Source organism: Aeromicrobium sp. Root236 (assembly GCF_001428805.1).
Classification (GTDB): Bacteria; Actinomycetota; Actinomycetes; order Propionibacteriales; family Nocardioidaceae; genus Aeromicrobium.
In genome coordinates this window covers 595,339-620,381 of record NZ_LMIS01000001.1, presented here as the reverse complement: position 1 = coordinate 620,381, position 25,043 = coordinate 595,339, and the positions used below count along the sequence as shown (strand labels likewise).

Below are 25,043 nucleotides of genomic sequence, written 5' to 3'. Positions count from 1 at the left end.
CGCGCAAATCGATCGGCCTCAGCGGGAAGCATGGTCGGCGATGGCCATCAGGAAGCACAAGAGACCCAGCACGCGCGACGTGGAAGGAATCGTCGGCACGGTCAGGTTCGCACAGCGTGAGAGCGATGTGGCGTCCCTCCGCGAAGGTGAGATCGCAGTCGTCGACCACCCTGAGCTCGACGCCCGGCAGGCGCAGGAACTCATCGATCATCGCGTTCGCGCGGTGCTCAACGCCGCCCGGTCCAGCAGCGGCCGCGTGCCGAACGTCGGGCCGCAGATGCTGTCGCGCGCCGGCATCCTGCTGATCGACCTCGCCGACGACACCGTGTGGTCGAAGCTCAAGAACGGTGAGCGCGTCCGCATCGAGGACGGCAAGGTGTTCCGCGACGAGATCCTCGTGATCGGCGGCACGGAGCTCGACGATGCGCGGACGACCGCGGCGCTGGCTGAGGCCGAGTCCGGGCTCGCCACCCGCCTGGACTCGCTGGCCGCCAACGCCAGCGACCACATCCAGCGCGAGCAGACGATGCTGCTGGACGGGGCGCACGTGCCCAGGCTCCGCACGAAGCTGCGAGGCCGACCTGTCGTCGTGGTCTCGCGGGCGTACGACGACGAAGCCGACCTGCGAGGTCTGCGTCGCTACATCCGCGACGACGACCCTGTGCTGATCGGCGCCGGTGCCGGCGCGGACGTGCTGCTCAAGGCTGGCTACGTCCCGACGCTCGTCATCGGCGCGCTCGACAACCTCTCAGACGCCGCGATCAGGGCTGCCGGCGAGGTCGTGGTGACGACGTCATCGGGCACGGTCGACACCCCAGAGCGGCTCGAACGGCACGGCAAGGAGATCGTGACGTTCGTGTCGACCGGTGCCGACGACGACCTGGCGATCGTGCTGGCGGACACCAACGAGGCGGCCGTCATCGTGCACGTCGGCGCACCGGCCACGCTCTCGAAGTTCCTCGAACGGCCGCCGTCGGAGGTCGCCCGCATGTTCGTCGCCAGGTTGCGGGCCGGCTCCAAGATCGTGGACGCCAAGGCCGTCAACCACTTCACCTCACGGCGGTTCGCGTTGTGGCCCGTGCTGCTCCTGCTGGCAGCCGGCGTCGCTGCGGTCGCTGTCTCGATCGCCGTCACCCCCGTCGGCAACGACTGGTTCGACTCGCTCGGTGATCAGCTCGCCGACCTCGGCACCTGGATCAAAGGACTCTTCACGTGATCAACTTCCGCTTCCACCTCGTCTCGATCGCCGCGATCCTGCTCGCGCTCGCGGCCGGCGTCGCCCTGGGGTCGGGCCCACTCGACGACACCGGGGACTCGCTGCGCGGCGACGAGGTCGCGACCCAGGACGCCGTCGATCCGGGACTTGCGGCGTTCGAGTCCGGCTATGCCGGGCGTACGTCCGCTGCGCTGTTGAAGGACAAGCTCAAGGGCCAGACGGTCGTGGTGCTGACCGTGCCCGGCACGAGCGCAGCCGAGGCCAAGGGCGTCACGACCAACCTCCAGGCGGCCGGCGCCGATGTCACCGGCGAGGTCAACCTGACGAGCAAGCTGCTCGACGCGTCGGGCCGCCAGTTCGCCGAGAGCGTGGCCCAGCAGGCGGCTTCGAACGTGCCGGGCGTCGACGCGGCGGGGGACAGCTACGGCCGAGTGGGTTCGGCCCTGGGCCGGGCGCTGCTGGCCGACAAGGCCACGGCACCGGACGAGACTGCCGCCACGATCCGCTCGGCGTTCTCCGAAGGCAAGCTCATCGCGCTCACCGCGGCACCCAAGAAGCTCGCCACCCTGGCCGTCCTCGTGACGGGCCCCGAGCGCGCGGGCGGCTCCGACCAGAGCACCGTCATCGCGGCGCTCGCCGGCTCGCTCAACAGCAGCGGCAAGGGCATCGTTGTCGCGGGACCGTCGTCGTCGAGCACTGACGGCGGTGCGGTCAAGGCCGTACGCGACAGTGACGTCGCCAACGAGGTCTCGACGGTGGACGTCACCGACACCGCCGCCGGACGAGTCGTCACGGCGCTCGTCGCGGCCGCTCAGGCGGGCGGACAGCCGGGAGCGTGGGGCACGTCGCGCAGCGGCAGCGGCGCAGTGCCGGCCAGCTGACCTTCGGTGTGTGGGGGAGCCGACACGTGTGTCGTTGGGCTCTACGCGTGTTCTGTTGGTAGGCTGGAATCCCGTGGAGGCCTGATGCAATTCCTGCATCGTGAGCGCTCGACATCGGTTTTCGACCACGGGAGTCACCTTGGCAGGTAGCGCGGTTACCAAACACGTTTTCGTCACCGGCGGGGTCGCTTCCTCGCTCGGCAAGGGTCTGACCGCCTCGTCCCTCGGACGACTGCTCAAGTCACGTGGACTCCGGGTCACGATGCAGAAGCTCGACCCCTATCTCAACGTCGACCCCGGCACGATGAACCCGTTCCAGCACGGTGAGGTCTTTGTGACCGACGACGGTGCCGAGACGGACCTCGACGTGGGCCACTACGAGCGGTTCCTCGACGTCGACCTGTCGGGCAAGGCCAACGTCACGACGGGTCAGGTCTACCAGGAGGTCATCGCCAAGGAGCGCCGCGGCGACTACCTCGGTGACACGGTCCAGGTCATCCCGCACATCACCAACGAGATCAAGGCCCGCATCCGCGCGATGGCCGGTCCCGACGTCGACGTCGTGATCACCGAGATCGGCGGCACGGTGGGCGACATCGAGTCCCTGCCGTTCCTCGAGGCCGCCCGCCAGGTGCGCCACGACGTCGGTCGCGGCAACGTCTTCTTCCTCCACGTGTCGCTCGTGCCCTACATCGGCCCGTCGGCCGAGCTCAAGACCAAGCCGACGCAGCACTCGGTCGCCGCCCTGCGCTCGATCGGCATCCAGCCCGACGCCATCGTCTGCCGGGCCGATCGGGACATCCCCGACAACATGAAGCGCAAGATCTCGCTGATGTGCGACGTCGACGAGGAAGCCGTCGTCACCGCGAGCGACGCGCCGTCGATCTACGACATCCCGAAGGTCCTGCACGGCCAGGGCCTCGACGCGTACGTCGTACGTCGCCTCGACCTGCCGTTCCGTGACGTCGACTGGACGCAGTGGGACGAGCTCCTCCGCCGCGTGCACCACCCGGCCGAGGAGATCACGATCGCGCTGGTCGGCAAGTACGTCGACCTGCCCGACGCCTACCTCTCGGTCGGCGAAGCGCTGCGGGCCGGCGGATTCGCCCACGACGCCAAGATCAACCTGCGCTGGGTCCCGTCCGACGACTGCGAGTCGCCGACCGGTGCCGCGCAGAACCTGCACGACGTCGACGGCATCTGCGTGCCCGGCGGCTTCGGCATCCGTGGCATCGAAGGCAAGCTCGGTGCGCTGACGTACGCCCGGGAGCGGGGCATCCCCGTGCTGGGGCTGTGCCTCGGCCTGCAGTGCATGGTCATCGAGTACGCCCGCAACGTCGCCGGCATCGAGGGTGCGAGCTCCTCGGAGTTCGACCCCCAGACGCCCAACCCGGTCATCGCGACGATGGCCGAGCAGCTGGCGATCGTCGACGGCGCCGGAGACCTCGGCGGCACGATGCGACTGGGTCTCTACCCGGCCAAGCTGCAGCCCGGCAGCATCATCGCGGAGGTCTACGGAGCCGACAAGGTCGAGGAGCGTCACCGGCACCGCTACGAGGTCAACAACTCGTACCGGACACAGCTGGAGGAGGCTGGCCTGGTGTTCAGCGGCACGTCGCCGGACGCCAACCTCGTCGAGTTCGTCGAGCTGCCGCGTGAGGTGCACCCCTACTACGTCGCGACGCAGGCCCACCCCGAGCTGCGCTCGCGTCCGACCCGGCCGCACCCGTTGTTCTCCGGGCTCATCGGCGCCGCCCTGGCCCGCCAGCTCGAGCTGCGGTTGCCGGTCGACGAGCAGGCGAGCGCGACGGCATGAGCGAGCGCCAGCTGGGGGTCCCCCCACGAGCTCTGCGAGTAAGGGGAGCGAACAATCGGGGTGTCATGCCGTTGTCTCCGTACTCTGGTTTTCTCACGGAGGCAATGGCATGACGATGCACCCGCGACTGCCGGGTGAGCTGGCGGACCCGGGGTCCTTGCGCGACTCCGACCAGTCGTGGCCGGTGAGCTCGAGCGACTCGAAGTACGAGAGCCCCTACGTCAGCCTGCGGATCGACACGATCGTCGATCCCTCAGGCGGTGAGCACGCCCGAGCGGTGGTGCAGCCCAACGGCGCGATCGGTGTGCTGGCCATCGACGAGCACGATCGTGTGCTGCTGGTCGAGCAGTACCGCCACCCCGTGGGCCGACGGCTGTTCGAGCTGCCGGCCGGCACCCTCGACGTACCGGGGGAGCTGCCGCTCGACGCAGCGGTCCGTGAGCTGGCGGAGGAGGCCGATGTCGTGGCCGAGCAGTGGGAGTCGATCCTGCACCTGCTCGCCACGCCGGGCTACTCGACCGAGGGGTGGGAGGTCTTCCAGGCCACCGACCTGAGTGCCGTGCCGCACGCCGACCGTACGCAGCGCGAGGCCGAGGAGGCCGACATGGCGCAGTGGTGGCTGCCGTTCGACGATGCCGTCGCCGCGGTGCTGTCCGGGCGCATCACCGACTCGCTCACGGTCGCGGGCATCCTCGCCGCGCAGGTGCTGCGCACCAGATGACGACCGACGTGGAGCGTGCGGTCCAGGACTACCTGAGCCACCTCAGCGTCGAGCGGGGCCTCGCCGACAACACGCTCCACTCCTACCGCCGCGACCTGAGGCGCTACCTCGAGTTCCTGCACGCCCGCGAGCTGAGTGACCCGTCGGCGATCACCGAGAACGACGTCGCCGCCTTCCTCGGCGCCCTTCGTACGGGCGATCCCGACCACGTGTCGCTCGGCACCGCCAGTGCCGCTCGTACGATCGTCGCCGTCCGCGGCCTGCACCGCTTCCTGCTGCGCGAGCAGATCGTGCCGACCGACGTCACAGCCGCGGTGAAGCCGCCTCGACCGGCGTCCAGGCTGCCCAAGGCCCTGCCGCTGTCGGACATCGAGGCGATCCTCGACGCCGCCGGCGCGCCCGGCACGACTCTCGCGTCGCGTGACCGGTCGCTGCTGGAGGTGCTCTACGGCACGGGCGCCAGGATCTCCGAGGCCGTCGGACTCGACCTCGACGACCTCGACCTCGAGGAGTCGACCGTCCTCCTGCGCGGCAAGGGCGGCAAGCAGCGCATCGTGCCCCTCGGCTCGTACGCCCGACAGTCGTTGCTCGACTACCTCGCGGCCTCGCGGCCGGCACTCGTGTCGGCCCGGACCAGCACGCCGGCGGTGTTCCTCAACGCCCGCGGCGGACGCCTGTCGCGGCAGAGCGCGTGGACTGTCCTGACCCGCGCGGCGCAACGGGCCGGCATCGCCGTCGACGTCTCTCCGCACACGTTGCGGCACTCGTTCGCGACCCATCTGCTGGACGGCGGAGCGGACGTCCGCGTGGTGCAGGAGCTACTCGGCCACGCCTCCGTGACCACAACGCAGATCTACACCCTGGTCACCGTCGAGAAGCTCCGGGAGATCTACGCGACGGCTCATCCGAGGGCGTCCAGATAGGTTCTGGCTGCGATCTCGGCACCCGTACGGATCCGGTGCTGGAGGGCGGTCGTCAAGTCGACTTTTCGCGGTAGAGTGGCGCTCGTCCGCCGGTCGAGGTCGAGTGCAGGGGTAGCTGATGAGCAAGGAACTGGGACCGACCGGACGGCCGATGCCGAACTTCCCGAAGCCCCAGCCACGCAAGCCAGGGCAGCCCGCGACGATCATCGCGATGTGCAACCAGAAGGGTGGCGTCGGCAAGACCACGACGACCATCAACCTCGGCGCCGCGCTCGTCGAGACCGGCCGCAAGGTGCTGCTCGTCGACTTCGACCCGCAGGGCTCGATGACCGTCGGCCTCGGCATCAGCGCCCATGAGCTCGAGCAGAGCATCTACCACGTCCTGATGGACCGGGAGATCTCGATCAAGGACCTGATCATGCCGACGGCGGTCGACGGGCTGGACCTCGTCCCGTCCAACATCGACCTGTCGGCAGCGGAGATGCGGCTCGTCACCGAGGTGGGCCGCGAGCAGGTGCTGGCCCGCGTCCTCAAGCCGATCCGCAAGGACTACGACGTCATCCTGATCGACTGCCAGCCGTCGCTCGGCCTGCTGACCGTCAACGCGCTCACGGCCGCCGACGGCGTGCTGGTGCCGCTGGAGTGCGAGTACTTCGCCCTGCGCGGCGTCGCGCTGCTCAAGGACACGATCGAGAAGGTGCGCGACCGCACCAATGACGACCTGCAGATCATCGGCCTGCTCGGCACGATGTACGACAGTCGCACCCTGCACGGCAAGGAAGTCCTCACGACCCTCGTCGAGGGCTGGGGCGACCTGGTGTTCCACACCGTCATCCGGCGCACCGTGAAGTTCTCCGACTCCACGGTCGCGGGCGAGCCGATCACCGAGTACGCCCCCACGTCGCCGGGCGCCGACTCCTACCGGCAGCTCGCGAGGGAGGTTCTCGTTCGATGCCCCGACGCGTGACACCGTCGTCGGGCGGTGCCGGCAAGCGACCCACGATGCCGGGCGTGGACGAGCTCTTCCGCGCGACCGCACCGGCTCCCGCCGCTGAGGAAGGCGATTCCGGTGCCGCGGTCGCAGCCAGCGGCCGGGTCAAGCACGACGAGAAGATGACGGTCTACGTCACGGCGGCCGAGCTGCTCGCCGTCGAGCAGGCCAGGCTCAAGCTCCGCAGCGAGCTGGGCCGCAGCGTCGACCGCGGACGCTTCGTCCGGGCGGCTCTGGCCGTCGCGCTCGCCGATCTCGAGGCCCGCGGCACCGACAGCGATGTCGCCCGGCGATTGAGCGAGTCGTGACGATCGCGGACGTCGACGAGTCCGCACCGTCCGGCTTCTCCGTCGGACTGACGAACTTCGAGGGTCCCTTCGACCTGCTGCTGCAGCTCATCTCCAAGCATCAGCTCGACATCACGGAGGTCGCGCTGTCCAAGGTGACCAGCGACTTCATCGCCTACATCAAGGAGCTCGGCGACGACCTCGAGCAGACCACGAGCTTCCTGCTCGTCGCGTCGACGCTGCTCGACCTCAAGACGGCGCGGCTGCTGCCGCAGGCCGAGGTCGAGGACGAGGAGGACCTCGCGTTGCTCGAGGCACGCGACCTGTTGTTCGCCCGGCTGATGCAGTACCGCGCGTTCAAGCAGGTCGCCGGGGTGATCGCAGCGCGGCTCGCCGAGGAGCAGAAGCGGTTCCCGCGGATCGTCACCCTCGAGCCGAGGTTCGCCGACCTGCTGCCTGAGGTGCTGATCTCGATCGGCCCTGAGGAGCTGGCGCAGCTGGCGGCCCAGGCGTTCGAGGCCAAGCCGGTCCCGATTCTTTCCTTGGCGCACCTGCACGCGCCGCAGGTCAGCGTGCGCGAGCAGGCGCACCTCGTGGTCGACCAGCTGCGCCGCAAGGGCGAGATGACGTTCCGCGCGCTCACCGCTGACGCGCCGGACCTGATGACCAAGGTCGCCCGCTTCCTCGCCGTGCTCGAGCTGTTCCGCGAAGGCGTGCTCGCCTTCGAGCAGGCGACGCCGCTGGGCGACCTGCACGTACGCTGGACCGGCACCGATGACGGTGACATCGACGTCGGCGACGAGTTCGACGAACCGATGACGGCGCCCGACGACACGACCGCGATGGACGTCGCCGAGGAGCAGCCGGACGACGACACGACCGACGAGACCCCTGAACCCCGCGAGAGCAGCGATGACTGACCAGCACGTACCCACCGGCCCCCACGAGCTCGAGCTGGAGATGCTCGACCTGAGGCCCGCCCTCGAGGCCGTGCTCATGGTCGCCGACCAGCCGCTCGACCACCTGACACTGGCCCAGGCCGTGGGTCACCCGCCGGTCGACGTCGAGCAGGCGCTCGGCGAGCTCGCCGCCGAGTACACCGAGCAGGGCCGCGGCTTCGAGCTGCGCAACATCGCCGGCGGCTGGCGATTCTTCACCCGGGAGGAGTTCGCAGGCGCCGTCGAGCGATTCATCCTCGACGGGCAGCAGGCCCGGCTGACCCAGGCTGCGCTCGAGACGATGGCCGTCGTGGCGTACCGGCAGCCCATCAGCCGTTCGCGGATCTCGGCGATCCGTGGCGTCAACGTCGACGGTGTCGTCCGGACCCTCGTGACGCGCGGTCTGATCGAGGAGGAGGGGGTCGACGCCGAGAGCGGGGCGATCCTCTACCGCACGACGAGCTACTTCCTGGAGCGCATGGGCCTCGGCAGCCTCGACGAGCTGCCCGACATCGCCGGTCACCTGCCCGAGCTCGAGGACATGGACGACGAAGGTCTCGCGGGTGCCGAGGAGGTGCTCGGCGGGCTCGCCGGCCAGGACTCGATCGGCGACGCCGAGGCGAGCGACGACACCGAGGCGCCCGACGACACCGACGCCGAGGCTGAGGTCGTTGTCGAACCCGAGACGACCGACGAGGACGACGACGCGCGTGGCTGAGATCCGCCTGCAGAAGGTCCTGGCGCAGGCCGGCCTCGGCAGCCGTCGGCGCTGCGACGACATGATCGCGAACGGCCGCGTGGAGGTGAACGGCGAGATCATCGACGTGATGGGCGCGCGGGTCGATCCGCTGACCGACGTCATCCGGGTCGACGGCAAGCGCATCCCGCCGCCCAACGATCACGCGTACGTCATGCTCAACAAGCCTCGCGGCGTCGTCACGTCGATGGCCGACGAGCGCGGCCGACCGGACCTGTCGACGATCGTCGCCGGCCGCGACGATCGCCTATTCCACGTGGGCCGCCTCGACACCGACACCTCGGGCCTGCTGATCCTGACGAACGACGGCGACCTGGCGCACAAGCTCGCGCACCCCTCGTTCGAGATCACCAAGACGTACGTGGCGCTGGTCGACGGCGCAGTGCCCGAAGGCCTCGGAGCGAGGCTCAAGGCCGGCATCGAGCTCGACGACGGTCCGGCGCAGGTCGACCGGTTCCTCGTCAAGGACACGTCGCGGGGCCGGTCCCTCGTCGAGCTCGACATCCACATGGGACGCAACCGCATCGTCCGTCGCCTGCTCGACGCGGCGGGCCATCCCGTGCGCGAGCTCAGTCGCACCGCGTTCGGGCCGTTGCACATCGGTGGCCTGGCGTCAGGCGCGATGCGTGACCTGACCCGCGACGAGCTCGGGGCCCTGTTCGATAGCGTTGACCAGTGACTTCTTCCCCCTCCGCGCTGCCAGGACCCGTCCTGGTCATCGGCTGCGGTCTCATCGGTACGTCCGCGGCACTCGCGCTGTCCGAGGCGGGCGTCGAGGTGCACCTGGAGGACATCCGTACGTCCAACCTCGAGCTCGCGGTCTCGCGGGGGGCCGGCAGCGCCGACCCGGTCGAGTCGCCGACGCTCGTCATCGTCGCGGTCCCGCCGGCTGACGTCGTCGCCACGGTGCGCCGGGTGCTGCACGACTGGCCCACAGCCGCCGTCACCGACGTCGCCAGCGTGAAGTCGGACCTGCAACGGCAGATCGGTCAGCTCGTCGGCAGCCAGAGGTACGTCGGCAGCCACCCCATGGCCGGGAGCGAGCGTTCCGGGCCGATGGCGGCGTCCGCGCGACTGTTCGAGGGCCGCCCCTGGGCGGTCACCACGGCCGACGGCACCGACCAGGACGCGGTCGACCTCGTGGTCCGGCTCGCCGAGCTCGTCGGGGGAGTGCCGCTCGTCATGGACGCTCCCGACCACGACCGCGCGGTGGCGCTCGTCTCACACGTGCCGCACATCCTCTCGGTGCTCACCGCCGCACAGCTCAACGGCGCGCCCGGTGAACACCTCGCCCTGGCCGGACCGGGGCTCCGCGACGTCACCCGCATCGCCGGCAGCGACATCGCGCTCTGGCAGGACATCCTCGGCGCCAACGCGGGCCAGGTCCGCGCGGTGCTGCAGCACGTACGCGAGGACCTCGATCGCGTCATCGACGCGATCGGCGCGGACACCGACCGCCTGGGCCGCGTGCTGCAGTCCGGACAGGACGGCACCCGGCTCATCCCCGGCAAGCACGGCGACAAGATCGCGGACCTGGCCACGGTGTTCGTCTCCGTGCCGGACCGTCCCGGCGAGCTGCCGCGCCTCATGGCGCACACGGGCGAGGCCGGGGTCAACATCGAGGACATCCGCATCGACCACGAGCTGGGCCGTCCCGTCGGCCAGGTCGAGATCGCCGTCGTGGCGACCTCTGCCGATACGCTCGTCGAGGCACTGACCGCACGCGGCTGGGCCGCATACCGCTAGAAGGAGTGGCACACGTGAGCAAGTCCCTGGTCGTGGCGATCGACGGGCCGTCGGGCTCGGGCAAGTCGAGCACGTCTCGAGGTGTCGCCGACCGGTTGTCCCTGGACTACCTCGACACCGGTGCGATGTACCGCGCGATGACCTGGGCGCTCCTCGAGCGCGGCGTCGACCTGCAGGACCCCGAGGCGATCGCCAAGGCCGCCGACGACGTACGCCTGACGTCCGGCACCGATCCGCTGGAGCCCACGATCCATGTCGACGGCGTCGACGTGGCCGGCCCGATCCGCAGCGATGACGTCACGGGTTCCGTCAGCCTCGTCGCGGCCGTGCCGCGCGTACGCGAGATGCTGGTCGACCTGCAGCGCGACACCATCGCGCGCAGCAACGGGATCGTCGTCGAGGGTCGCGACATCGGCTCGACCGTGGCCCCGGACGCCCCCGTCAAGATCTACCTCGTCGCCGACCCGGCCGCCCGCGCCGCGCGTCGTGCCGCCGAGACCGGAGCCAGCGACACCGCCGCGACCGAGCTGGCGCTGGCCAGGCGCGACGAGATCGACTCGACCCGTGCCGCGTCGCCGCTGGCCAAGGCCGACGACGCCGTCGTGGTCGACGGCACACACCTCACGCTCGAAGAGGTCATCGACACGATCGTCGGAATCGTCGACGCGTCACGATGAGCTCCGACGGGCTGCCCGAGCGCGGGCTGCGCCTCGTACGCCGTCTGGCGCGCGGGCACTTCCGGCGGCGCTGGGACATCCGCGAGCACGGCCTCGAGCACGTCGCGCGCACGGGCCCGGTCATCCTCGCGAGCAACCACATCGGCTGGCTTGACGGGCCGCTGTTGTTCATCACCGCCCCGCGACCGCCTCATGCGCTGGTCAAGGAGGAGGAGTTCCACGGTCGTACGGGCCGGCTGTTGACGTTCGTCGGCCAGATCAAGGTCAGTCGGACCCGCAACGACACCGGCGCGGTCCGCCGTTCGGTGCAGGCCCTGGCCGCCGGCCAGGTCGTGCTGATCTATCCCGAGGCGACGCGTGGCAACGGCGAGTTCGACGCGTTCAAGAACGGGGTGGCCTATCTGGCGCTGGTCTCCGGCGCACCTGTCGTGCCGATCGCGATCTTCGGGACCCGGCAGCCGGGTGAGACCGCGGACGTGCACCCGGCCAAGGGTGCGCGCCTCGACATCGTCTACGGAGAGCCGATCCAGCTGCCGATGCAGGTCTGGCCGCGAGATCGTGGGACAATGGCAGACGCCGGTGATCGGATCCACGATCACCTGCGTGCTCATGTCTCCCGGGCCAAGTCACTGCTCAAGCGTGGCCTTCCCGGCCCCCTCCCGACAGGATCCACCGATGGCTGACGTTGTACCCGTTCTCGCTGTGATCGGGCGCCCCAACGTCGGCAAGTCGACCCTGGTCAACCGCATCATCGGTCGCCGGGAGGCTGTCGTCGAGGACGTGCCCGGCGTGACCCGTGACCGCGTCTCGTACGACGCGCACTGGAACGGTCGCGCGTTCACGGTCGTCGACACCGGCGGCTGGGACCCCGACGCCCGCGGCCTGGCCGAGCGCATCGCGGCACAGGCCGAGATCGCGATCCAGGTCGCCGACGCCGTGCTGTTCGTCGTCGACGCGACGGTCGGCATCACGGACGTCGACGAGAAGGTCGTCCGCATCCTGCGCGCCGCCAAGAAGCCGGTCGTGCTGGCCGCCAACAAGGTCGACGACCAGCGCACCGAGGCCGAGGCCGCCGGGCTGTGGAACCTGGGGCTCGGTGAGCCCTATCCCGTCTCGGCGCTGCACGGCCGCGGGAGCGGCGACATGCTCGACGCCGTGCTCGAGGCTCTGCCCAGCCCGCCGCCCGAGGACTTCGACGCACCGCAGGGCCCTCGCCGGGTCGCGATCGTCGGCAAGCCCAACGTCGGCAAGTCGAGCCTGCTCAACCGGCTCGCGGGCGAGGAGCGGGTCGTCGTCGACGATGCCTCGGGCACCACGGTCGACCCGGTCGACGAGATCGTGACGCTGGGCGGCCGCACCTGGAACTTCATCGACACCGCGGGCATCCGCCGGCGTGTACGCGATGCGTCCGGCCACGAGTACTACGCCAGCCTCCGCACGAGCTCGGCGATCGACCGGGCCGAGGTCGCGGTCGTGATCATCGACGGCAGCCAGCCGCTCACCGAGCAGGACACCCGCATCATCAGCTCGGTCGCCGAGGCGGGCCGCGCGCTCATCGTCGCGTTCAACAAGTGGGACCTCGTCGACGAGGAGCGCCGCTACTACCTCGAGCGCGAGATCGAGCGAGAGCTCGTCCAGGTGCCGTGGGCGCCGACGATCAACATCACCGCGCGCACCGGCTGGCACATCGACCGGCTCGTACGCGCGCTGGACGCCGCGCTCGAGGGCTGGGAGACGCGCGTGACCACGGGCGCCCTCAACGCGTTCCTCGGTCGTCTCGTCGCGGAACACCCGCACCCGGTGCGCGGCGGCAAGCAGCCCAAGATCATGTTCGGCACGCAGGCGTCGACGGCTCCGCCGACGTTCGTGCTGTTCACCTCGGGCAAGCTCGAGGCGTCCTACATGCGGTTCATCGAGCGTCGGCTCCGCGAGGAGTTCGGCTTCGTGGGGTCGCCGATCCACCTGCAGCAGCGTCCGCGCAAGAAGCGTGAGCGCCGCTGATCGACCGCTGCAGGGACGCGCAGCACGCTGCGGTAAAGTTCCTCTTCGGTACAACGGGCTGTAGCGCAGCTTGGTAGCGCACCTGACTGGGGGTCAGGGGGTCGCAGGTTCAAATCCTGTCAGCCCGACGTTGTACGCTGCACGTTTGTGCAGGTCAGAACACACAGCGCCCCTCTCCGATCACCACCGGAGAGGGGCGCGCTGCGTTCGATGTCACGAGAATGTCTCGCCGTGCACTCGTCGAAGGGCACCAGCGGTCGCTGCTCCGCTGCTGTCACTCGGCGACGAGCCCCCCTCACCCTGGCTTCATGGGCTCGTGCTGCCGCGAGACGTACGCTTGGAGGATGCCGTCCCCACGCGATCACGGGTTCAGGAACGTCGGTGTGCAGGCGGCTCTGCTGTCAGCTGCTCTGTTCGGTGCGGGCACCCCGCTTGCCGGGGAACTGCTCGGCGGGGGCACGAGCCCGTGGCTGCTCGCTGGCCTGCTCTACTGCGGGTCCGGACTCGGACTGATGCTCTATCGGCTGGCCCGTCGTGCCCCGAGAGTCCGGCTGGCAGAGGGAGAGTGGGTGCCGCTGGCTGGTGCCGTGCTCTTCGGCGGCATGCTCGCCCCGGTGCTGCTCATGCTCGGGCTGACGAGCCTCCCTTCGTCGGCAGCCGCGCTGCTTCTGAATGCAGAAGGTGTCTTCACGGCGCTCATTGCCTGGTTCGTGTTCCGCGAGAACTTCGACCGCCGCATCGCTCTGGGGATGGTGGCCATCAGTGCGGGGGCCGTGGTGCTGAGCGCACGCGGGGGCACCGAGTCCGGTAGCGCGTGGGCATCCCTTGCGGTGCTCGGCGCGTGCCTGTGCTGGGGGCTGGACAACAACCTCACCCGCAAGGTCGCTCTGAACGACGCGATCTGGCTGGCCGCCGTGAAGGGTGGCGTGGCAGGGCCGGTGAACCTACTGCTCGCCCTCAGCATCGGCAGTCAATCTCTCCCCGGTGTCCCTGACGTCATCGGAGCGCTGACCGTCGGGTTCTTCGCCTACGGGGTGAGCCTGGCCCTGTTCATCTACGCCATGCGCCACGTCGGGACCGCGCGGGCTGGCGCGTACTTCACCGTCGCTCCGTTCTTCGGCGCTCTGCTCGCCATCGCGCTCGGGGATGCGATCACGTGGCCTCTTGTCGTCGCCGGACTGCTCATGGGGATCGGCGTCTCGATGCACCTGGCCGAACGCCACGAGCACACTCACACCCACGATGCGATTCAGCACGACCATGGGCACACGCACGACGATCTGCACCACGACCACGAGCATGACGGCCCTGTCACACCCGGGTTCCGGCACAAGCACTCTCATTCTCACGAGGCGACGACACACGCGCACGAGCACTACCCGGACGCGCACCACCGACACCAGCACTAGGACGGGACGGGCGGATTCCGTTCGTACGGGGTCGGCCCCCGCCCGCACCTTGCGCCCGGTCAATTGGCTGAACCGTGCTCTCGATGACGGGACGCTGTGTGCTCATGCACCGCTGGGTGTGGTCCTAGTGCACGGTGACGTACTTGTAGGCCGTCGAGGACTTGAACGCAGACGACGCCGGGACGAACGAGACCCGGATGGTGTGCTTGCCCTTGGACAGACTCGGCAGGCGGTACGAGGCCATGACGCCCTTGCTGGCTGCCGTGATCGTCTTGGTGGTCAGCACCTTGGTCCCGTCCTTGACCGTCACCGTGCCGACCGGGTAGACCTCGGTCGGGTCGGCGGTGTTGGCGACGGTGCCCTTGACGTACGGACGACCGCCGTAGCGGTAGTCGTAGTCGGTGACGCTCATCGTGGTCTTGGTCGGATCGCTGACCCGCACCGTCTTGGTTCCCAGGACGGTGTCGGAGCCGAGGTTCTCGTTCAGTGCCGTGTACGTCACGGTGTAGACGCCTTGGGGGACGGAGAAGGGCTGGTTCCAGTAGGCGTAGACGCTGTTCGCGTAGGTCTTGGACCACTGCAACGACGTGCCCTCGATGCCGATGATCTCCACGCGAAGGCTCTCGCGGGCGACGGTGGGGTCAGCGACCACCACGTCCGGGTCGGTGACGAAGCCGGAGGTCTTGATGGTCAGGTTGTCGTCGCCGGGGCGGTTGGTGGCGGTGGCCGAGAAGCGGCCCGTGGGCGAGCCATCGGCGGAGGGGTAGCGGATGAAGCCCTTGGGCCAGTAGGCGTTCCCACGATAGACGCGCTTGTAGTAGAAGGTGTCCTGGTACGAGTCCTCGCTGATGAGCACCGAGCCGTCCGAGTAGACCCTCTCGACGTACGCCACGTGACCGAGGGAGCCGACGCCGTGGTAGTTGCGAGGCCACCATGCGATGTCCCCGACCTTGGGTGTGGTGGCCACGGGGATGCCCACCTTGGCTGCCTGCGTGCCCCACGTCCCGCCGTCGTCGGTGCCCTCGGGACGCGAGGTCATCCGACCGTTGTGGGTCAGGCGATAGGCAACGTAGTTGGTGCAGTTGTGGCCGGTCAGCATGTACCAATAGCTCTGCTTGTAGACCGGCGCGTAGCCGTGGGTGGAGCGCCCCGCGCTCTCGCACGCGGAGAAGCCCTTGCAGATGGTCGAGGTCGGCTTGGGCGTGGCGGCGGAGGACGGAGCGGCCACCAGCAGGGAGCCGAACAGCACAGCAGCCAGCGCGAGCGTGACCTTGCGGACGGCGTTCATGGTTCCCCTCGATGCGTTCAGCGCTGGTGACCTACCACGTGTACGTGACCTTCACATGCGCCTGCTTCGCGATGCAGATGCAACGGTACGGCTTGTCCAGGGCAGCCGCGATGCGGCGTCGGCGTGACTCCTGGCGCGGTTCCGGCGGGGTCGGTCATCGTCAGCCGCCGAGACGGCTGATCGACACGATCTCGTGGGCAGGCACAGGATTGTCGCGGGTCGCCCGGCACGTGAGCTGGAGCAGCTCGGCGCCTGGCGCTGTGCGCACCTGCAACATCCACTGTTCGTCGTCGACGGCGAACGTCGCGTCGGTCAGATCACCGGATCGCTGGCGGGACACCAGCCGTACGGCGTCCTCACGGGTCTCACCCAGATGCCTGCGCAGGGCCAGCTCGGCGAACTGCACCGGCATCGCGTACGAGGAGCGGCCACGCAGGTGACCGAGGTCGAGGTCGCCGGCGGCGTGCGCCTCGGCGACCTGCACGGCCGAATCGGCGTCCAGACGCCCGTAGTAGAGGCCCTGGGGGAGCACCAGCATGTTGCCCGCGTAGCGGTCGCCGCCGATGTGCGAGACCTCCCAGGTCTCCTCGGGGAAGGCGGCACCCAGGGCCGCAGCCACCGGACGGCCGCGCTCGGCGCAGCAGGCGTCGTGGCGGCCGTGGGTGCACACGCACAGGAGCGTCCCGTCGTACGGCGTCAGGCCCATGGATCGGCCGGCACCCAGCGCCGCAAGGTCGAGGCCGAGCAGCTGGTGAGGATCGGTCAGTTGGGTCGTCTCGGTCCATGAGCGTGCGGGGTGAGCGAACGCCGCGAAGACCCTGATGGCCTCGGAGGTGTCGCGGCGATCAGGTCGGCGTATGAGCAGTGGGCGGACCTTGGCAGCCGCTGCGGCCCGCGTGAGCGACTCACCCAGCCCGTCGGGCAGGCGCGCGTCGCGCAGCGCGTTGACGCCCCAGGGACCGGCGTGCTCGACCAGCAGGAACGCGCGAACGGTCGAGGCCGTGCCGGTCATCGGCTCGTCGCGCTGCTCGCTGGCGACTGCGCAGCGGAAGGCCGGGTCGCGCGAGGTCACCGAGAGACCTCGAGGAGCCCTTCTCGGACCAGGCGGCGACAGAGCACCACGCGGCTCTGCGGGTCGAGGTGCGCGGCGAGGTCATGCGGGACCAGCTCGCGTCGTGCGCGCAGCTCCTCCATGGCCGGCTGCAACCACCCGGGCATGTCGATGGAGCGGTCACCGAGCAGCACGGTGATCCGGTCGTCCCGCGAGAGCAGCACGCACGGGTGCCCGGCGCGGCGCCGCAAGGGGGTGTGGTCGTCGATCGCGCCGAGAGCGAGGACGTCGTGCAGGCCGCCCTCGAGCCGCGGGCTGCGGCTGGTGAGGAAGCGACGCACCTCGGCCTCGACCGCTGCGGTCGTGTCGACAGCGCGGATCTGGTCGGCGAGCGACTCGAGTCGGCGAGCCAGTTCTTCGGAGAGCTCAGCCGGCTCGTCGAGGTAGCCGGCGGGCAGGTGCTCGTCAGGGGTCTGGCGCACGACGTCGGCGAGGCTGCGCTCGACCAGCCCTCGCCAGGTCAGCTGGTTGATGCCGATCGTGACGTGCAGGGAGACGGTGTCCTGCGCGCGGGCCGCGTGCGGTGTGCCGGTGGGCAGGTACATCGACAGCCCCGGCTCGAGGAGGACGTCATCGACGCCGTCGGGCCCGTGGACCTCCCACTGCTTCGAGCCGGCCGTCTGGAAGACGAAGACGTCGTGCGAGTCGCTGTGCACGGCGAAGCCTTGCGACCCCGGGGGAGTGAGATAGGCGTTGGCCTGGCACGGGTGGCCGAGATCGAGCTCGAGCTCGGCGACGAGCCGGGTGAGCGGCGGCCAGTAGCGGTGCAAGCCTTGGAAGACGATCGTGGCGCCGCCGTCGAACAGGGCCAAGGCCTTGCGGGCGTCGACCAGCCCGCTCAACGGTTTGCCGGCCAGGGTGGCGCTGCGGGTGTAGGCCGACTCGGGCAGGACGGAGCCGTCCTGGGCCAGCCGGATCGAGGGCGTGCGGATGGCGGAGGACGTGAGCAGGGTGTCGACGTCGTCCAGCGACAGCAGACCGATCAGCTCGGCCGGATCGGCTCGATGCAGGTGCACCTGCGACGCCCAGACCTTCGACACGAAGGTCTGGGCGTCACCGCTCAGCAGGTCGAGCGCGGGCGTGGGCACGGTCAGGACGCGTCGCCGTCCGTCGTGTCCGTGGCATCGCCATCGGTGCCATCGGAGTCGGTCCCGTCGCCGTCGGTGCCGTCCGAGTCGGTCGTGTCGCCGTCCGTGCCGTCGGTGCCGTCTCCGTCGGTGCCATCAGCATCGCCGCCATCGGTCCCGTCGGCGTCACCTCCGCCTCCGGTCGTGCCGCCGGCCGGGCTGGTGACGAGGTCGTCGTCGTTGAGTGGCTCTTCGGGGGTGTTCGTCATGTGTCCTCCTGTAGCGGGAAGGTTGCCGCCCAAGGGGCGGCACGTGACAGTCTGGTACCCCGGATCAACCTCGGACAACCCAAGAGTCGGGATTGCTCAGGTGCCAGCGTTTATGGTGGGCGCATGACCGACGAGCCCACCCCCATCGCGTACACCGCCCTCGAGCCCGGTACGCCTGTGCAGTCCAGCGACGGCCAGCAGTTCGGCACGGTCGCCGCAGTGCTGGTGGTCGAGGAGGTCAGCGTGTTCGACGGGATCGTCGTGGAGACCCCCAACGGCACCCGGTTCGTCGATGCCGATCACGTCGGCACGATCACGACGGCCTACGTACGCACGTCGTTGACGGCCGACGAGGCGGCGCAGCTGCCGGAGCCCGACGACTCGCCGGTGTTCCGCGCCGACGCACGAGACGACACCGGCAGCTCGATCGCCGACCGCTTCGGTCGCATGTTCGGCCGCGGGAAGTGGAAGCGCGAGGAGTAGTGCCGCGTAGGACGGTGATCTCGCGTGGTCGCACGGCAATTTCCGGCATTTCTCGTACATGTGACCCATTTCACGGCTAGCATCCGAGCAGTCCGAGGACCCCTCCCACCTCGGTCGCCCAGGAGCTCCCGTGTCCGCTTCCTCCCGTCGCGCCATCAAGCGCCCGCTCGCGGCGGTCACCGTCGCGCTCACCGCCCTGACCGCCTCCCTTCTCGTCGCCTCACCCGCGTCCGCGGCAGGGCCGTGGTACGTGGCGCCGAACGGCAGCAACCTCGCCAGCTGCACCTCGCCAGCCACCGCGTGCGCCAGCATCGCCGGCGTCCTCGGCAAGGGCGGGTTCGTCAGCGGTGACACGATCAACGTCGCCGCCGGTACGTACACCGGGATCACGACGTTCGCCGCCAAGGGCGCGAAGGTCGTGGGCACCGGCAGCGTCGTGCTCGACGGCAACAACGCCGGCTCCACGATCGCGGCCACCGGCGCCGCCCCGGTCACGCTGACCAACCTGACGATCAGGGGCGGCTTGAACAACTCGACGTTCGGCGGCGGCCTCCGGGTCCAGGCCGGCACGACGGTCACGACGAACGACGTGACGATCACCGCCAACAAGAGCTCGCTCGGTGCCGGGGCTGTCGTGTACGCCGGGGGATCGCTGACGATGAACGGTGGCGCGGTCACCAGCAACACCGGGGCATCCAGCGGTGGCGGTCTGTACGTCGCCGGGACGGCGAAGCTGACCGGCGTCGACGTGCGCTCCAACAGCGCGGTGTCCGGCGGCGGAGCGACAGTGGCCGGCGGCGGCGCATTGACCGTCACCAACGGCTCGATCAGCCAGAACACGGCAACGGCCGGAGCGCTGGCCCAGGGCTGGGGCGGCGGCGTCAACGTCGTTGGCAAGACCGCTTCCGCGGCCGCCGGCATCCTGGACATCACGGGCACGACGCTCGACGACAACACCGCGGCGGGCAGCGCCAACGGTGTCTCGGGCCTCGGCGGAGGCGTGTTCACCTCAGGCACCACGACGATCAAGAACGCGTCGATGACCGGCAACCGGGCGACCGGTACGGGCGCGTCCTCCGGGTACGGCGGCGGCATCTATCACGGCGGAGCGGCTCCGGCGGTTCCCTTGCTGACGTTGACCGGCACGACCATTGCCGGTGGAGGCGCGAGCAGCAACGCCGTGGCCGGAGGCGGCATCGCGGCGACATCAACCTTCCAGGCGACCGGTCTGACGTTGTCGCGCAACACGGCGCAGTTCGGTGGCGGTCTCTACACGACCGCCCCGGACACGACGCTCAACTCGAGCACCCTGAACCTCAACCAGGCGACGCACGCGAGCGCCGGCGTCGGTGGTGGCGTCTGGGCGGCCCGGCCGTCTGCCGCCACCACGAGCACACTGACCCTCGACGACACGGTCGTCTCCAACAACTCGTCGGCCGTCTACGGCGGCGGTCTCGCCCTCGGCGGTGGCGTGACGACCGAGGTACGACACGGCTCTTCCATCGAGAACAACACCGCGGTGGTCGGTGGCGGCGTCTACACCTCGGGCGACACCACGATCCGCTCGTCCGCTGTCCGGTCCAACTCGGCGTCGTTCCAGGGCGGCGGGCTCTACAACGGCTCGACTGCCGGAAGTGACACCCCGAAGCTGGGCCTTGCCGGCGCCGAGGTCACCAACAACACTGCAGCCAGCGGGGGAGGCGGCGTCGTCACGGTCAAGAACGCGACGCTGACGTCCAATGGGGGACACATCGACGGCAACACGGCGATCGGCGGCGGCGGCGTGCTGGTCGGCGACGGCGCACCTGCGACGTTCGACGGCACCGACTTCCGCGACAACACCGCCTCCAACCTCGGCGGCGGCGCGATGCTCAACAGCGGCGTGACCGCGATATCGCACGCCACGATCAGCGGCAACCACGCTGCGCACACGACCGGCACCACGGGGTTGGGCGCCGGCGTCTACAGCGGCTCCAACACCGCCAACGCATCGACCAAGCTGACGATCCGTTCGAGCACGATCTCGGGCAACGACGCGTACGGCGCATCGGCTCTGCTGACCTACTCACCCGGATCAGGAGCGACGAACACCGCCACGATCGACAACAGCACGATCACGGGCAACACCAGCACCACCGTGATCGGAGCGATCGAGCAGGCCCACCCGTTGACGATCACCCGCAGCACGATCACCGACAACACCGCGGCGAGCGGCGGCACCGGCTCGCTCTACCTGCTGGCACCGTCGCAGGTCGGCATCGCCGGAACGATCATCTCCGGCAACTCCGGGCCCGAGTGCTCGGGCGCGGTGACTGACGGCGGACGCAACCTGAGCGATCCCTCAGACGCGAGCTGTGGCTTCACCCCGGCCAAGAACGACGTCGCCGCAGCTCCGCAGCTGGGAGCGCTCGTCGACAACGGCGGACCGACTCGTACGCGTCTCCCGGCACCGGCGAGCCCGGCGCTCGACCGCATCCCGGCCGGCACGTCGACCGGTCTCACCGACGCGGTGTCCGGCAACCCCGTCACGCTCTGCGCATCCGGCGGCACGGACCAGCGCGACATTGCTCGCCCCCAGGGCGCCAAGTGCGACATCGGCGCGGTCGAGGTCCAGCAGGTCACCCCGACGGTCACCGGTCCTGAGAGCGCGGACTACACGATCGGCAGCGCTGGCGCGCCGGTCACGTTCACCTCGGCCGGCACGCCCCAGGCGACGCTCAGCCAGACCGGGGACCTACCTGCGGGTGTCACGTTCCACGACAACGGCGACGGCACCGCGACGCTGTCGGGCACACCGACGTCAGGGCCCGGCGGCATCTTCACGATCACCGTGTCGGCCACCAACGAGGCCGGCACCGGCACGACGACCTTCCACCTCAAGCTGCACGAGGCGCCGAAGCTGACCGGCCCCTCCGCCTCGACCTACACCGTCGGACAGGCAGGCGGTCCCGACCTGTTCGAGCAGATCTCGGGCTACCCGTCGGCGACGCTCGGCACCACGAGCCAGCTCCCGGCGGGCGTGCAGTTCACGCCGCAGGACGGCGGCAAGGGCACGATCAGCGGGACACCTCAGAACGGCACCGGCGGCGTCTACGACATCACCATCACCGGCGACAACGGCACTCCGCCGCCGGCGACCTGGCCGTTCACGCTGACCGTCAACGAGGCGCCGTCGCTCGACGGACCCGCCTCCGCGACCTTCACGGTCGGCACCGCCGGCACCTCGAGTGCGTTCACCACGACGGGCTTCCCGAAGCCGACGCTGACCGCGAGCGGCCTGCCGAGCGGCCTGTCGCTCAACGGCACCGGAACCGCGAAGATCACCGGCACCCCCGCCGACAGCACAGGCGGCGAGTACGACGTCACGGTCAAGGCCACGAACGGTGTCGGTGACGATGCCACGCGCGGCGTCCACGTCGTCGTCAAGGAGGCCCCGGAGCTCGACGGGCCGACCGACGCGCGACTCGTCGCCGGCTCCAGCGGCTCCGTCGTGTTCTCCAGCGACGGCTACCCGGTTGCTGAGCTGACGTCGACCGGCACGCTGCCGGACGGGCTCTCGTTCGTCGACCACGGCAACGGCACCGCCTCGATCACCGGCACCCCGACCGACGGCGCCGTCGGAACGTACGCGATCACGGTCCGGGCGAGCAACGGCGTCGCCCCGGACTCGGTCATCCACCTGACGCTCGAGATCGTGCCGCACGTCTCGATCAGCACCGGCTCGCTGCCCGACGCGGCGTACCACACGACGTACACGGGGACGATTGCCGCGACCGGTGGTCAGCCCCCGTACGACTTCTCGCTGGAGAGCGGTTCGCTGCCCGCCGGACTGACGTTGCACTCCGACGGCACGATCACCGGCTCGGCGACCGGACCGCTCGGCACCTCGACGTTCACGGTCAAGGTCACCGATGGGGAGAATCCGGCCAAGTCGGACACCCGTGAGCTCTCGATCAAGGTCGTGAAGGGTGCGACGACGCTGACCGTCGAGCCTGTGGTGCTCAGCACGAGCGCCTCGAGCTCGTCGGCGAACGTCAACCTCAACGTCGGCGTCGTCAAGGCGAAGCTCACGGGCGGCTGGCCGGCCGAGCCGATCGCCGGCCAGACGATCAACTTCAAGACCGTGCTGGCGAACGTCTGCACCGGCACGACGGGCAGCGACGGCAAGGTGACGTGCACGATGTCGGTCGTGGCGACGACGCTGGTCGTGCTCAACCTCGGCGCCACCGCGACGTACGACGGCAATGCGGTCTGGAACCCGTCGAGCCAGTTCGCCGTGCTGGCCGGCCCGGCGGTGCTGTGACGTCCCCCTGGCCGCGGTCCGAGCCGCGGCCAGGGGGCACTCCGCTGCCCGTACGATGACTCTCGGCCGGGTCACGCCGGTCCGGTCAGTCGAGGGGAGTCCTGCATGTCGTTGAGCGCGGTTGCGATCTTCTGTGGTTCGAGCTTCGGCAACGATCCCGCGTACGCGGAGGCGGCCCGGCTCACCGGTCGTACGCTCGGCGAACGCGGTATCACGGTCGTCTACGGCGGCGGGCACGTCGGGCTGATGGGCACCGTGGCGGATGCGGCGCTGGAGGCCGGCGGCCGGGTGATCGGGGTGATCCCGCGCCAGCTGGACGACCGCGAGCTCGCCCACGGCGGCCTCACGGAGCTGCACGTCGTGGAGTCGATGCACGAGCGCAAGGCGCTGATGGCCGAGCTGTCCGACGCCTTCATCGCGCTTCCCGGCGGCGCCGGCACGCTCGAGGAGATCGCCGAGCAGTGGACCTGGGCGCAGCTGACGATCCATGAGAAGCCGTCAGGGTTCCTCGACGTCGCGGGGTTCTGGGCGCCGATGCGGCAGTTGCTGGCCGGCATGGTCGACTCGGGCTTCGTACGTCAGGAGCAGTCCGGCATCGTCTCGTTCTCCGACGACCTCGACGAGCTGCTGGAGATGCTCGCCGCGCCGCCGTCCTGGACCGACAAGTGGGGGCAGGCGACCGACGAGGTGCCTCAGCCGTGACCGCTCCGGTCATCCACGTGGCCGCTGCGCTGACGGTCGACGCCGACGGTCGCGCCCTGATGGTCCGCAAGCACGACACGACGGTGTTCATGCAGCCCGGCGGCAAGATCGAGCCCGGCGAGAGCCCCTTGGACTGCCTGCGGCGTGAGCTGTTCGAGGAGCTCGGCCTCGAGCTCGCCGCGGAGGACTTCACCTGGCTGGGCACGTTCGAGGAGGATGCCGCCAACGAGCCGGGTCACCGGGTGCTCGCCGAGGTCTTCACGCTGACGATCGACGCGGCGGCACCCGTCGTCGCCGCCGAGATCGCAGAGAGCATCTGGGTCGATCCCGCGGCACCCGGCGACATCGACCTGGCGCCGCTCAGCAGCAGGGCGCTGCTGCCGCTGCTCGTCTAGCGCCGGCGCAGCCGGTCGAGCGCCCGGCGATCGCGTTTGGTCGGTCGACCGGCCCCGCGATCACGTCGCGGCATGATCGCGACCTCCTCCTTGGGCGGCGGCGGGGGAGTGTGGTCCTCGTAGCACTCGACCGCGACCGCGGCGCCGACTCGCTTGACGATGATCTTGGTGACCACGACGATCCGGAGACCGCCCTCGGTGAGCGCCTCGATGCGATCGCCGACCTTGACCGGCTGCGCGGGCTTGGCCTTGGCACCGTTGATGCGTACGTGACCGGCCTTGCACTCCGTCGACGCGAGGGAGCGCGTCTTGTAGAGGCGTACGGACGACACCCACACGTCGGCCCGCGCGGTGTCGGTCACGCCGACGCCCAGGTGATGACGATGTCGTCGCCCTCGGTCGTCGCGCGGACCGCGGTGAAGTCGCGTACGCCGGGCAGGCCTTCGGCCGCCTCGCCGTCGTACCCGCCGACGACCACGACCTGGGCACCTGCGGCGCGAGCGGACTCGATGCCGGCAGGAGCGTCCTCGAAGACGACGGCGTCCTCGGGTCGCAGTCCCAGCAGCTCGGCCGCGCGAACGTACCCTTCGGGATCGGGCTTGCCGTGGGTCACGTCCTCAGCCGGTACGACCACCGGCGGCATCGGCACGCCGGCCTCGCTCATGCGGGTCTTGGCGAGCAGGAGGGGCGCCGAGGTGACCAGTGCCGTGCGATCGGCCGGGATCGACGCGACGAACGCCGCGGCGCCGGCGACCTCGACGATGCCGTCGGGGGTCTCGACCTCGGTGCTGGCCAGCTCGGCGGCCAACGCCTCATGATCGGAGTCGGCCGGAGCGAACCGGCGGACCGTGTCGATCGTCTGCCGACCGTGCGAGAAACCCAGGACATCGGCGACCACCAGGCCGAAGCGCTCGGCAAACGAGCGCCAGATCGCTTCCACGACGGCGTTGGAGTCCACCAGCGTGCCGTCCATGTCGAAGATCACGGCTCGGGCGCGGACCGTCTGCTCCATGCCATCGATCCTTGCACGCAGCCGGGCGACCGTCGTGGCAGGCTGGGCGC

At 69.8% G+C, this 25,043-nt stretch carries 25 protein-coding genes and 1 tRNA gene; 20 read left to right on the top strand and 6 right to left on the bottom strand.

Annotated elements, in window-relative coordinates; all coding sequences use genetic code 11:
• Nucleotides 1-79: 79 nt before the first annotated feature.
• The 16 genes from steA (at nt 80) to ASE12_RS03120 (ending at nt 14,363) form a co-directional block, all read left to right on the top strand.
• Complete coding sequence (gene steA, locus ASE12_RS03195; protein WP_157412793.1) at nt 80-1,216, top strand: putative cytokinetic ring protein SteA; 1,137 nt, start codon at nt 80-82, stop codon at nt 1,214-1,216.
• Nucleotides 1,213-2,097 (top strand): copper transporter, encoded by an 885-nt coding sequence (locus ASE12_RS03190; protein WP_056396847.1) that lies wholly within the window; start codon nt 1,213-1,215, stop codon nt 2,095-2,097. Before steA ends, ASE12_RS03190 begins: the two co-directional genes overlap by 4 nt.
• Nucleotides 2,098-2,236: 139 nt before the next feature.
• Nucleotides 2,237-3,913, top strand: a complete 1,677-nt coding sequence (locus ASE12_RS03185; RefSeq protein ID WP_056396844.1) for a CTP synthase — start codon at nt 2,237-2,239, stop codon at nt 3,911-3,913.
• Nucleotides 3,914-4,022: 109 nt separating this feature from the next.
• A complete protein-coding gene (locus ASE12_RS03180; protein ID WP_056396841.1) occupies nt 4,023-4,634 on the top strand; it encodes an NUDIX hydrolase in 612 nt (203 codons plus the stop codon).
• Nucleotides 4,631-5,557: a site-specific tyrosine recombinase XerD gene (gene xerD / locus ASE12_RS03175; RefSeq protein ID WP_056396838.1), complete on the top strand. Its 927-nt coding sequence runs from the start codon at nt 4,631-4,633 to the stop codon at nt 5,555-5,557. Before ASE12_RS03180 ends, xerD begins: the two co-directional genes overlap by 4 nt.
• Nucleotides 5,558-5,675: 118 nt before the next feature.
• Entirely contained in the window at nt 5,676-6,524 is an 849-nt protein-coding gene (locus ASE12_RS03170; protein WP_056396836.1) for a ParA family protein, read from the top strand.
• The gene (locus ASE12_RS03165) at nt 6,509-6,856 is read left to right on the top strand and encodes a hypothetical protein (protein ID WP_056396835.1); all 348 of its coding nucleotides are present in this window, start codon (nt 6,509-6,511) and stop codon (nt 6,854-6,856) included. Before ASE12_RS03170 ends, ASE12_RS03165 begins: the two co-directional genes overlap by 16 nt.
• Nucleotides 6,853-7,755 carry a ScpA family protein gene (locus ASE12_RS03160; protein WP_056396833.1) on the top strand — a complete coding sequence of 301 codons (903 nt, stop codon included), beginning with the start codon at nt 6,853-6,855 and terminating at the stop codon, nt 7,753-7,755. Before ASE12_RS03165 ends, ASE12_RS03160 begins: the two co-directional genes overlap by 4 nt.
• Nucleotides 7,748-8,491, top strand: a complete 744-nt coding sequence (gene scpB / locus ASE12_RS03155) for an SMC-Scp complex subunit ScpB (RefSeq protein WP_200954954.1) — start codon at nt 7,748-7,750, stop codon at nt 8,489-8,491. Before ASE12_RS03160 ends, scpB begins: the two co-directional genes overlap by 8 nt.
• The gene (locus tag ASE12_RS03150) at nt 8,484-9,209 is read left to right on the top strand and encodes a pseudouridine synthase (RefSeq protein ID WP_056396832.1); all 726 of its coding nucleotides are present in this window, start codon (nt 8,484-8,486) and stop codon (nt 9,207-9,209) included. The genes scpB and ASE12_RS03150 overlap by 8 nt, the downstream gene beginning before the upstream one ends.
• Complete coding sequence (locus ASE12_RS03145; protein WP_056396831.1) at nt 9,206-10,276, top strand: prephenate dehydrogenase; 1,071 nt, start codon at nt 9,206-9,208, stop codon at nt 10,274-10,276. Before ASE12_RS03150 ends, ASE12_RS03145 begins: the two co-directional genes overlap by 4 nt.
• A gap of 14 nt (nt 10,277-10,290) precedes the next feature.
• Entirely contained in the window at nt 10,291-10,953 is a 663-nt protein-coding gene (gene cmk, locus ASE12_RS03140) for a (d)CMP kinase (protein ID WP_082582045.1), read from the top strand.
• The gene (locus tag ASE12_RS03135) at nt 10,950-11,636 is read left to right on the top strand and encodes a 1-acyl-sn-glycerol-3-phosphate acyltransferase (RefSeq protein ID WP_056396827.1); all 687 of its coding nucleotides are present in this window, start codon (nt 10,950-10,952) and stop codon (nt 11,634-11,636) included. Before cmk ends, ASE12_RS03135 begins: the two co-directional genes overlap by 4 nt.
• Nucleotides 11,629-12,954 carry a ribosome biogenesis GTPase Der gene (gene der / locus ASE12_RS03130; RefSeq protein ID WP_056214093.1) on the top strand — a complete coding sequence of 442 codons (1,326 nt, stop codon included), beginning with the start codon at nt 11,629-11,631 and terminating at the stop codon, nt 12,952-12,954. The genes ASE12_RS03135 and der overlap by 8 nt, the downstream gene beginning before the upstream one ends.
• 54 nt (nt 12,955-13,008) lie before the next feature.
• Nucleotides 13,009-13,082: transfer RNA gene (locus ASE12_RS03125), tRNA-Pro, on the top strand.
• 216 nt (nt 13,083-13,298) lie between these two features.
• Entirely contained in the window at nt 13,299-14,363 is a 1,065-nt protein-coding gene (locus ASE12_RS03120; protein ID WP_056404494.1) for a DMT family transporter, read from the top strand.
• Between the two features lie 124 nt (nt 14,364-14,487).
• Here the strand turns inward: ASE12_RS03120 and ASE12_RS03115 are convergent, their stop codons facing one another.
• The 4 genes from ASE12_RS03115 to ASE12_RS03100 all read right to left on the bottom strand — a co-directional run bounded on the left by ASE12_RS03115 (nt 14,488) and on the right by ASE12_RS03100 (nt 18,098).
• Nucleotides 14,488-15,651, bottom strand: a complete 1,164-nt coding sequence (locus ASE12_RS03115) for a CHAP domain-containing protein (protein WP_056396825.1) — start codon at nt 15,649-15,651, stop codon at nt 14,488-14,490.
• A gap of 160 nt (nt 15,652-15,811) precedes the next feature.
• Nucleotides 15,812-16,723, bottom strand: a complete 912-nt coding sequence (locus ASE12_RS03110) for a sucrase ferredoxin (RefSeq protein ID WP_056396822.1) — start codon at nt 16,721-16,723, stop codon at nt 15,812-15,814.
• A complete protein-coding gene (locus tag ASE12_RS03105; protein WP_235508833.1) occupies nt 16,720-17,850 on the bottom strand; it encodes a cupin domain-containing protein in 1,131 nt (376 codons plus the stop codon). The genes ASE12_RS03110 and ASE12_RS03105 overlap by 4 nt, the downstream gene beginning before the upstream one ends.
• Nucleotides 17,851-17,852: 2 nt before the next feature.
• Entirely contained in the window at nt 17,853-18,098 is a 246-nt protein-coding gene (locus ASE12_RS03100) for a hypothetical protein (RefSeq protein WP_056396819.1), read from the bottom strand.
• A gap of 123 nt (nt 18,099-18,221) precedes the next feature.
• Here ASE12_RS03100 and ASE12_RS03095 point away from each other — a divergent pair, with 123 nt between their 5' ends.
• The 4 genes from ASE12_RS03095 to ASE12_RS03080 all read left to right on the top strand — a co-directional run bounded on the left by ASE12_RS03095 (nt 18,222) and on the right by ASE12_RS03080 (nt 23,981).
• Nucleotides 18,222-18,581 (top strand): hypothetical protein, encoded by a 360-nt coding sequence (locus ASE12_RS03095; protein ID WP_056396815.1) that lies wholly within the window; start codon nt 18,222-18,224, stop codon nt 18,579-18,581.
• 130 nt (nt 18,582-18,711) lie between these two features.
• Nucleotides 18,712-22,884, top strand: coding sequence for a putative Ig domain-containing protein (locus ASE12_RS03090; RefSeq protein WP_056396814.1), 4,173 nt, complete (start codon nt 18,712-18,714; stop codon nt 22,882-22,884).
• 105 nt (nt 22,885-22,989) lie between these two features.
• A complete protein-coding gene (locus ASE12_RS03085) occupies nt 22,990-23,586 on the top strand; it encodes a TIGR00730 family Rossman fold protein (RefSeq protein WP_157412792.1) in 597 nt (198 codons plus the stop codon).
• Nucleotides 23,583-23,981, top strand: a complete 399-nt coding sequence (locus ASE12_RS03080; protein ID WP_056396813.1) for an NUDIX domain-containing protein — start codon at nt 23,583-23,585, stop codon at nt 23,979-23,981. The genes ASE12_RS03085 and ASE12_RS03080 overlap by 4 nt, the downstream gene beginning before the upstream one ends.
• Here the strand turns inward: ASE12_RS03080 and ASE12_RS03075 are convergent.
• Nucleotides 23,978-24,343 (bottom strand): RNA-binding S4 domain-containing protein, encoded by a 366-nt coding sequence (locus ASE12_RS03075; protein ID WP_157412791.1) that lies wholly within the window; start codon nt 24,341-24,343, stop codon nt 23,978-23,980. The two genes, ASE12_RS03080 and ASE12_RS03075, sit on opposite strands and share 4 nt — an antisense overlap.
• Entirely contained in the window at nt 24,340-24,993 is a 654-nt protein-coding gene (locus ASE12_RS03070; protein ID WP_056396806.1) for an HAD-IA family hydrolase, read from the bottom strand. The genes ASE12_RS03075 and ASE12_RS03070 overlap by 4 nt, the downstream gene beginning before the upstream one ends.
• Nucleotides 24,994-25,043: the final 50 nt, after the last annotated feature.

What these genes read in the sequence shown, in the direction of transcription:
- ASE12_RS03070 (WP_056396806.1), bottom strand. Translation starts at nt 24,993, where the DNA reads ATGGAGCAGACGGTCCGCGCCCGAGCCGTGATCTTCGACATGGACGGC.
- ASE12_RS03085 (WP_157412792.1), top strand. Translation starts at nt 22,990, where the DNA reads ATGTCGTTGAGCGCGGTTGCGATCTTCTGTGGTTCGAGCTTCGGCAAC.
- der (WP_056214093.1), top strand. Translation starts at nt 11,629, where the DNA reads ATGGCTGACGTTGTACCCGTTCTCGCTGTGATCGGGCGCCCCAACGTC.
- scpB (WP_200954954.1), top strand. Translation starts at nt 7,748, where the DNA reads ATGACTGACCAGCACGTACCCACCGGCCCCCACGAGCTCGAGCTGGAG.
- ASE12_RS03095 (WP_056396815.1), top strand. Translation starts at nt 18,222, where the DNA reads ATGACCGACGAGCCCACCCCCATCGCGTACACCGCCCTCGAGCCCGGT.
- ASE12_RS03165 (WP_056396835.1), top strand. Translation starts at nt 6,509, where the DNA reads ATGCCCCGACGCGTGACACCGTCGTCGGGCGGTGCCGGCAAGCGACCC.
- ASE12_RS03115 (WP_056396825.1), bottom strand. Translation starts at nt 15,651, where the DNA reads ATGAACGCCGTCCGCAAGGTCACGCTCGCGCTGGCTGCTGTGCTGTTC.
- ASE12_RS03170 (WP_056396836.1), top strand. Translation starts at nt 5,676, where the DNA reads ATGAGCAAGGAACTGGGACCGACCGGACGGCCGATGCCGAACTTCCCG.
- xerD (WP_056396838.1), top strand. Translation starts at nt 4,631, where the DNA reads ATGACGACCGACGTGGAGCGTGCGGTCCAGGACTACCTGAGCCACCTC.
- ASE12_RS03100 (WP_056396819.1), bottom strand. Translation starts at nt 18,098, where the DNA reads ATGACGAACACCCCCGAAGAGCCACTCAACGACGACGACCTCGTCACC.
- ASE12_RS03135 (WP_056396827.1), top strand. Translation starts at nt 10,950, where the DNA reads ATGAGCTCCGACGGGCTGCCCGAGCGCGGGCTGCGCCTCGTACGCCGT.
- ASE12_RS03180 (WP_056396841.1), top strand. Translation starts at nt 4,023, where the DNA reads ATGACGATGCACCCGCGACTGCCGGGTGAGCTGGCGGACCCGGGGTCC.
- ASE12_RS03120 (WP_056404494.1), top strand. Translation starts at nt 13,299, where the DNA reads ATGCCGTCCCCACGCGATCACGGGTTCAGGAACGTCGGTGTGCAGGCG.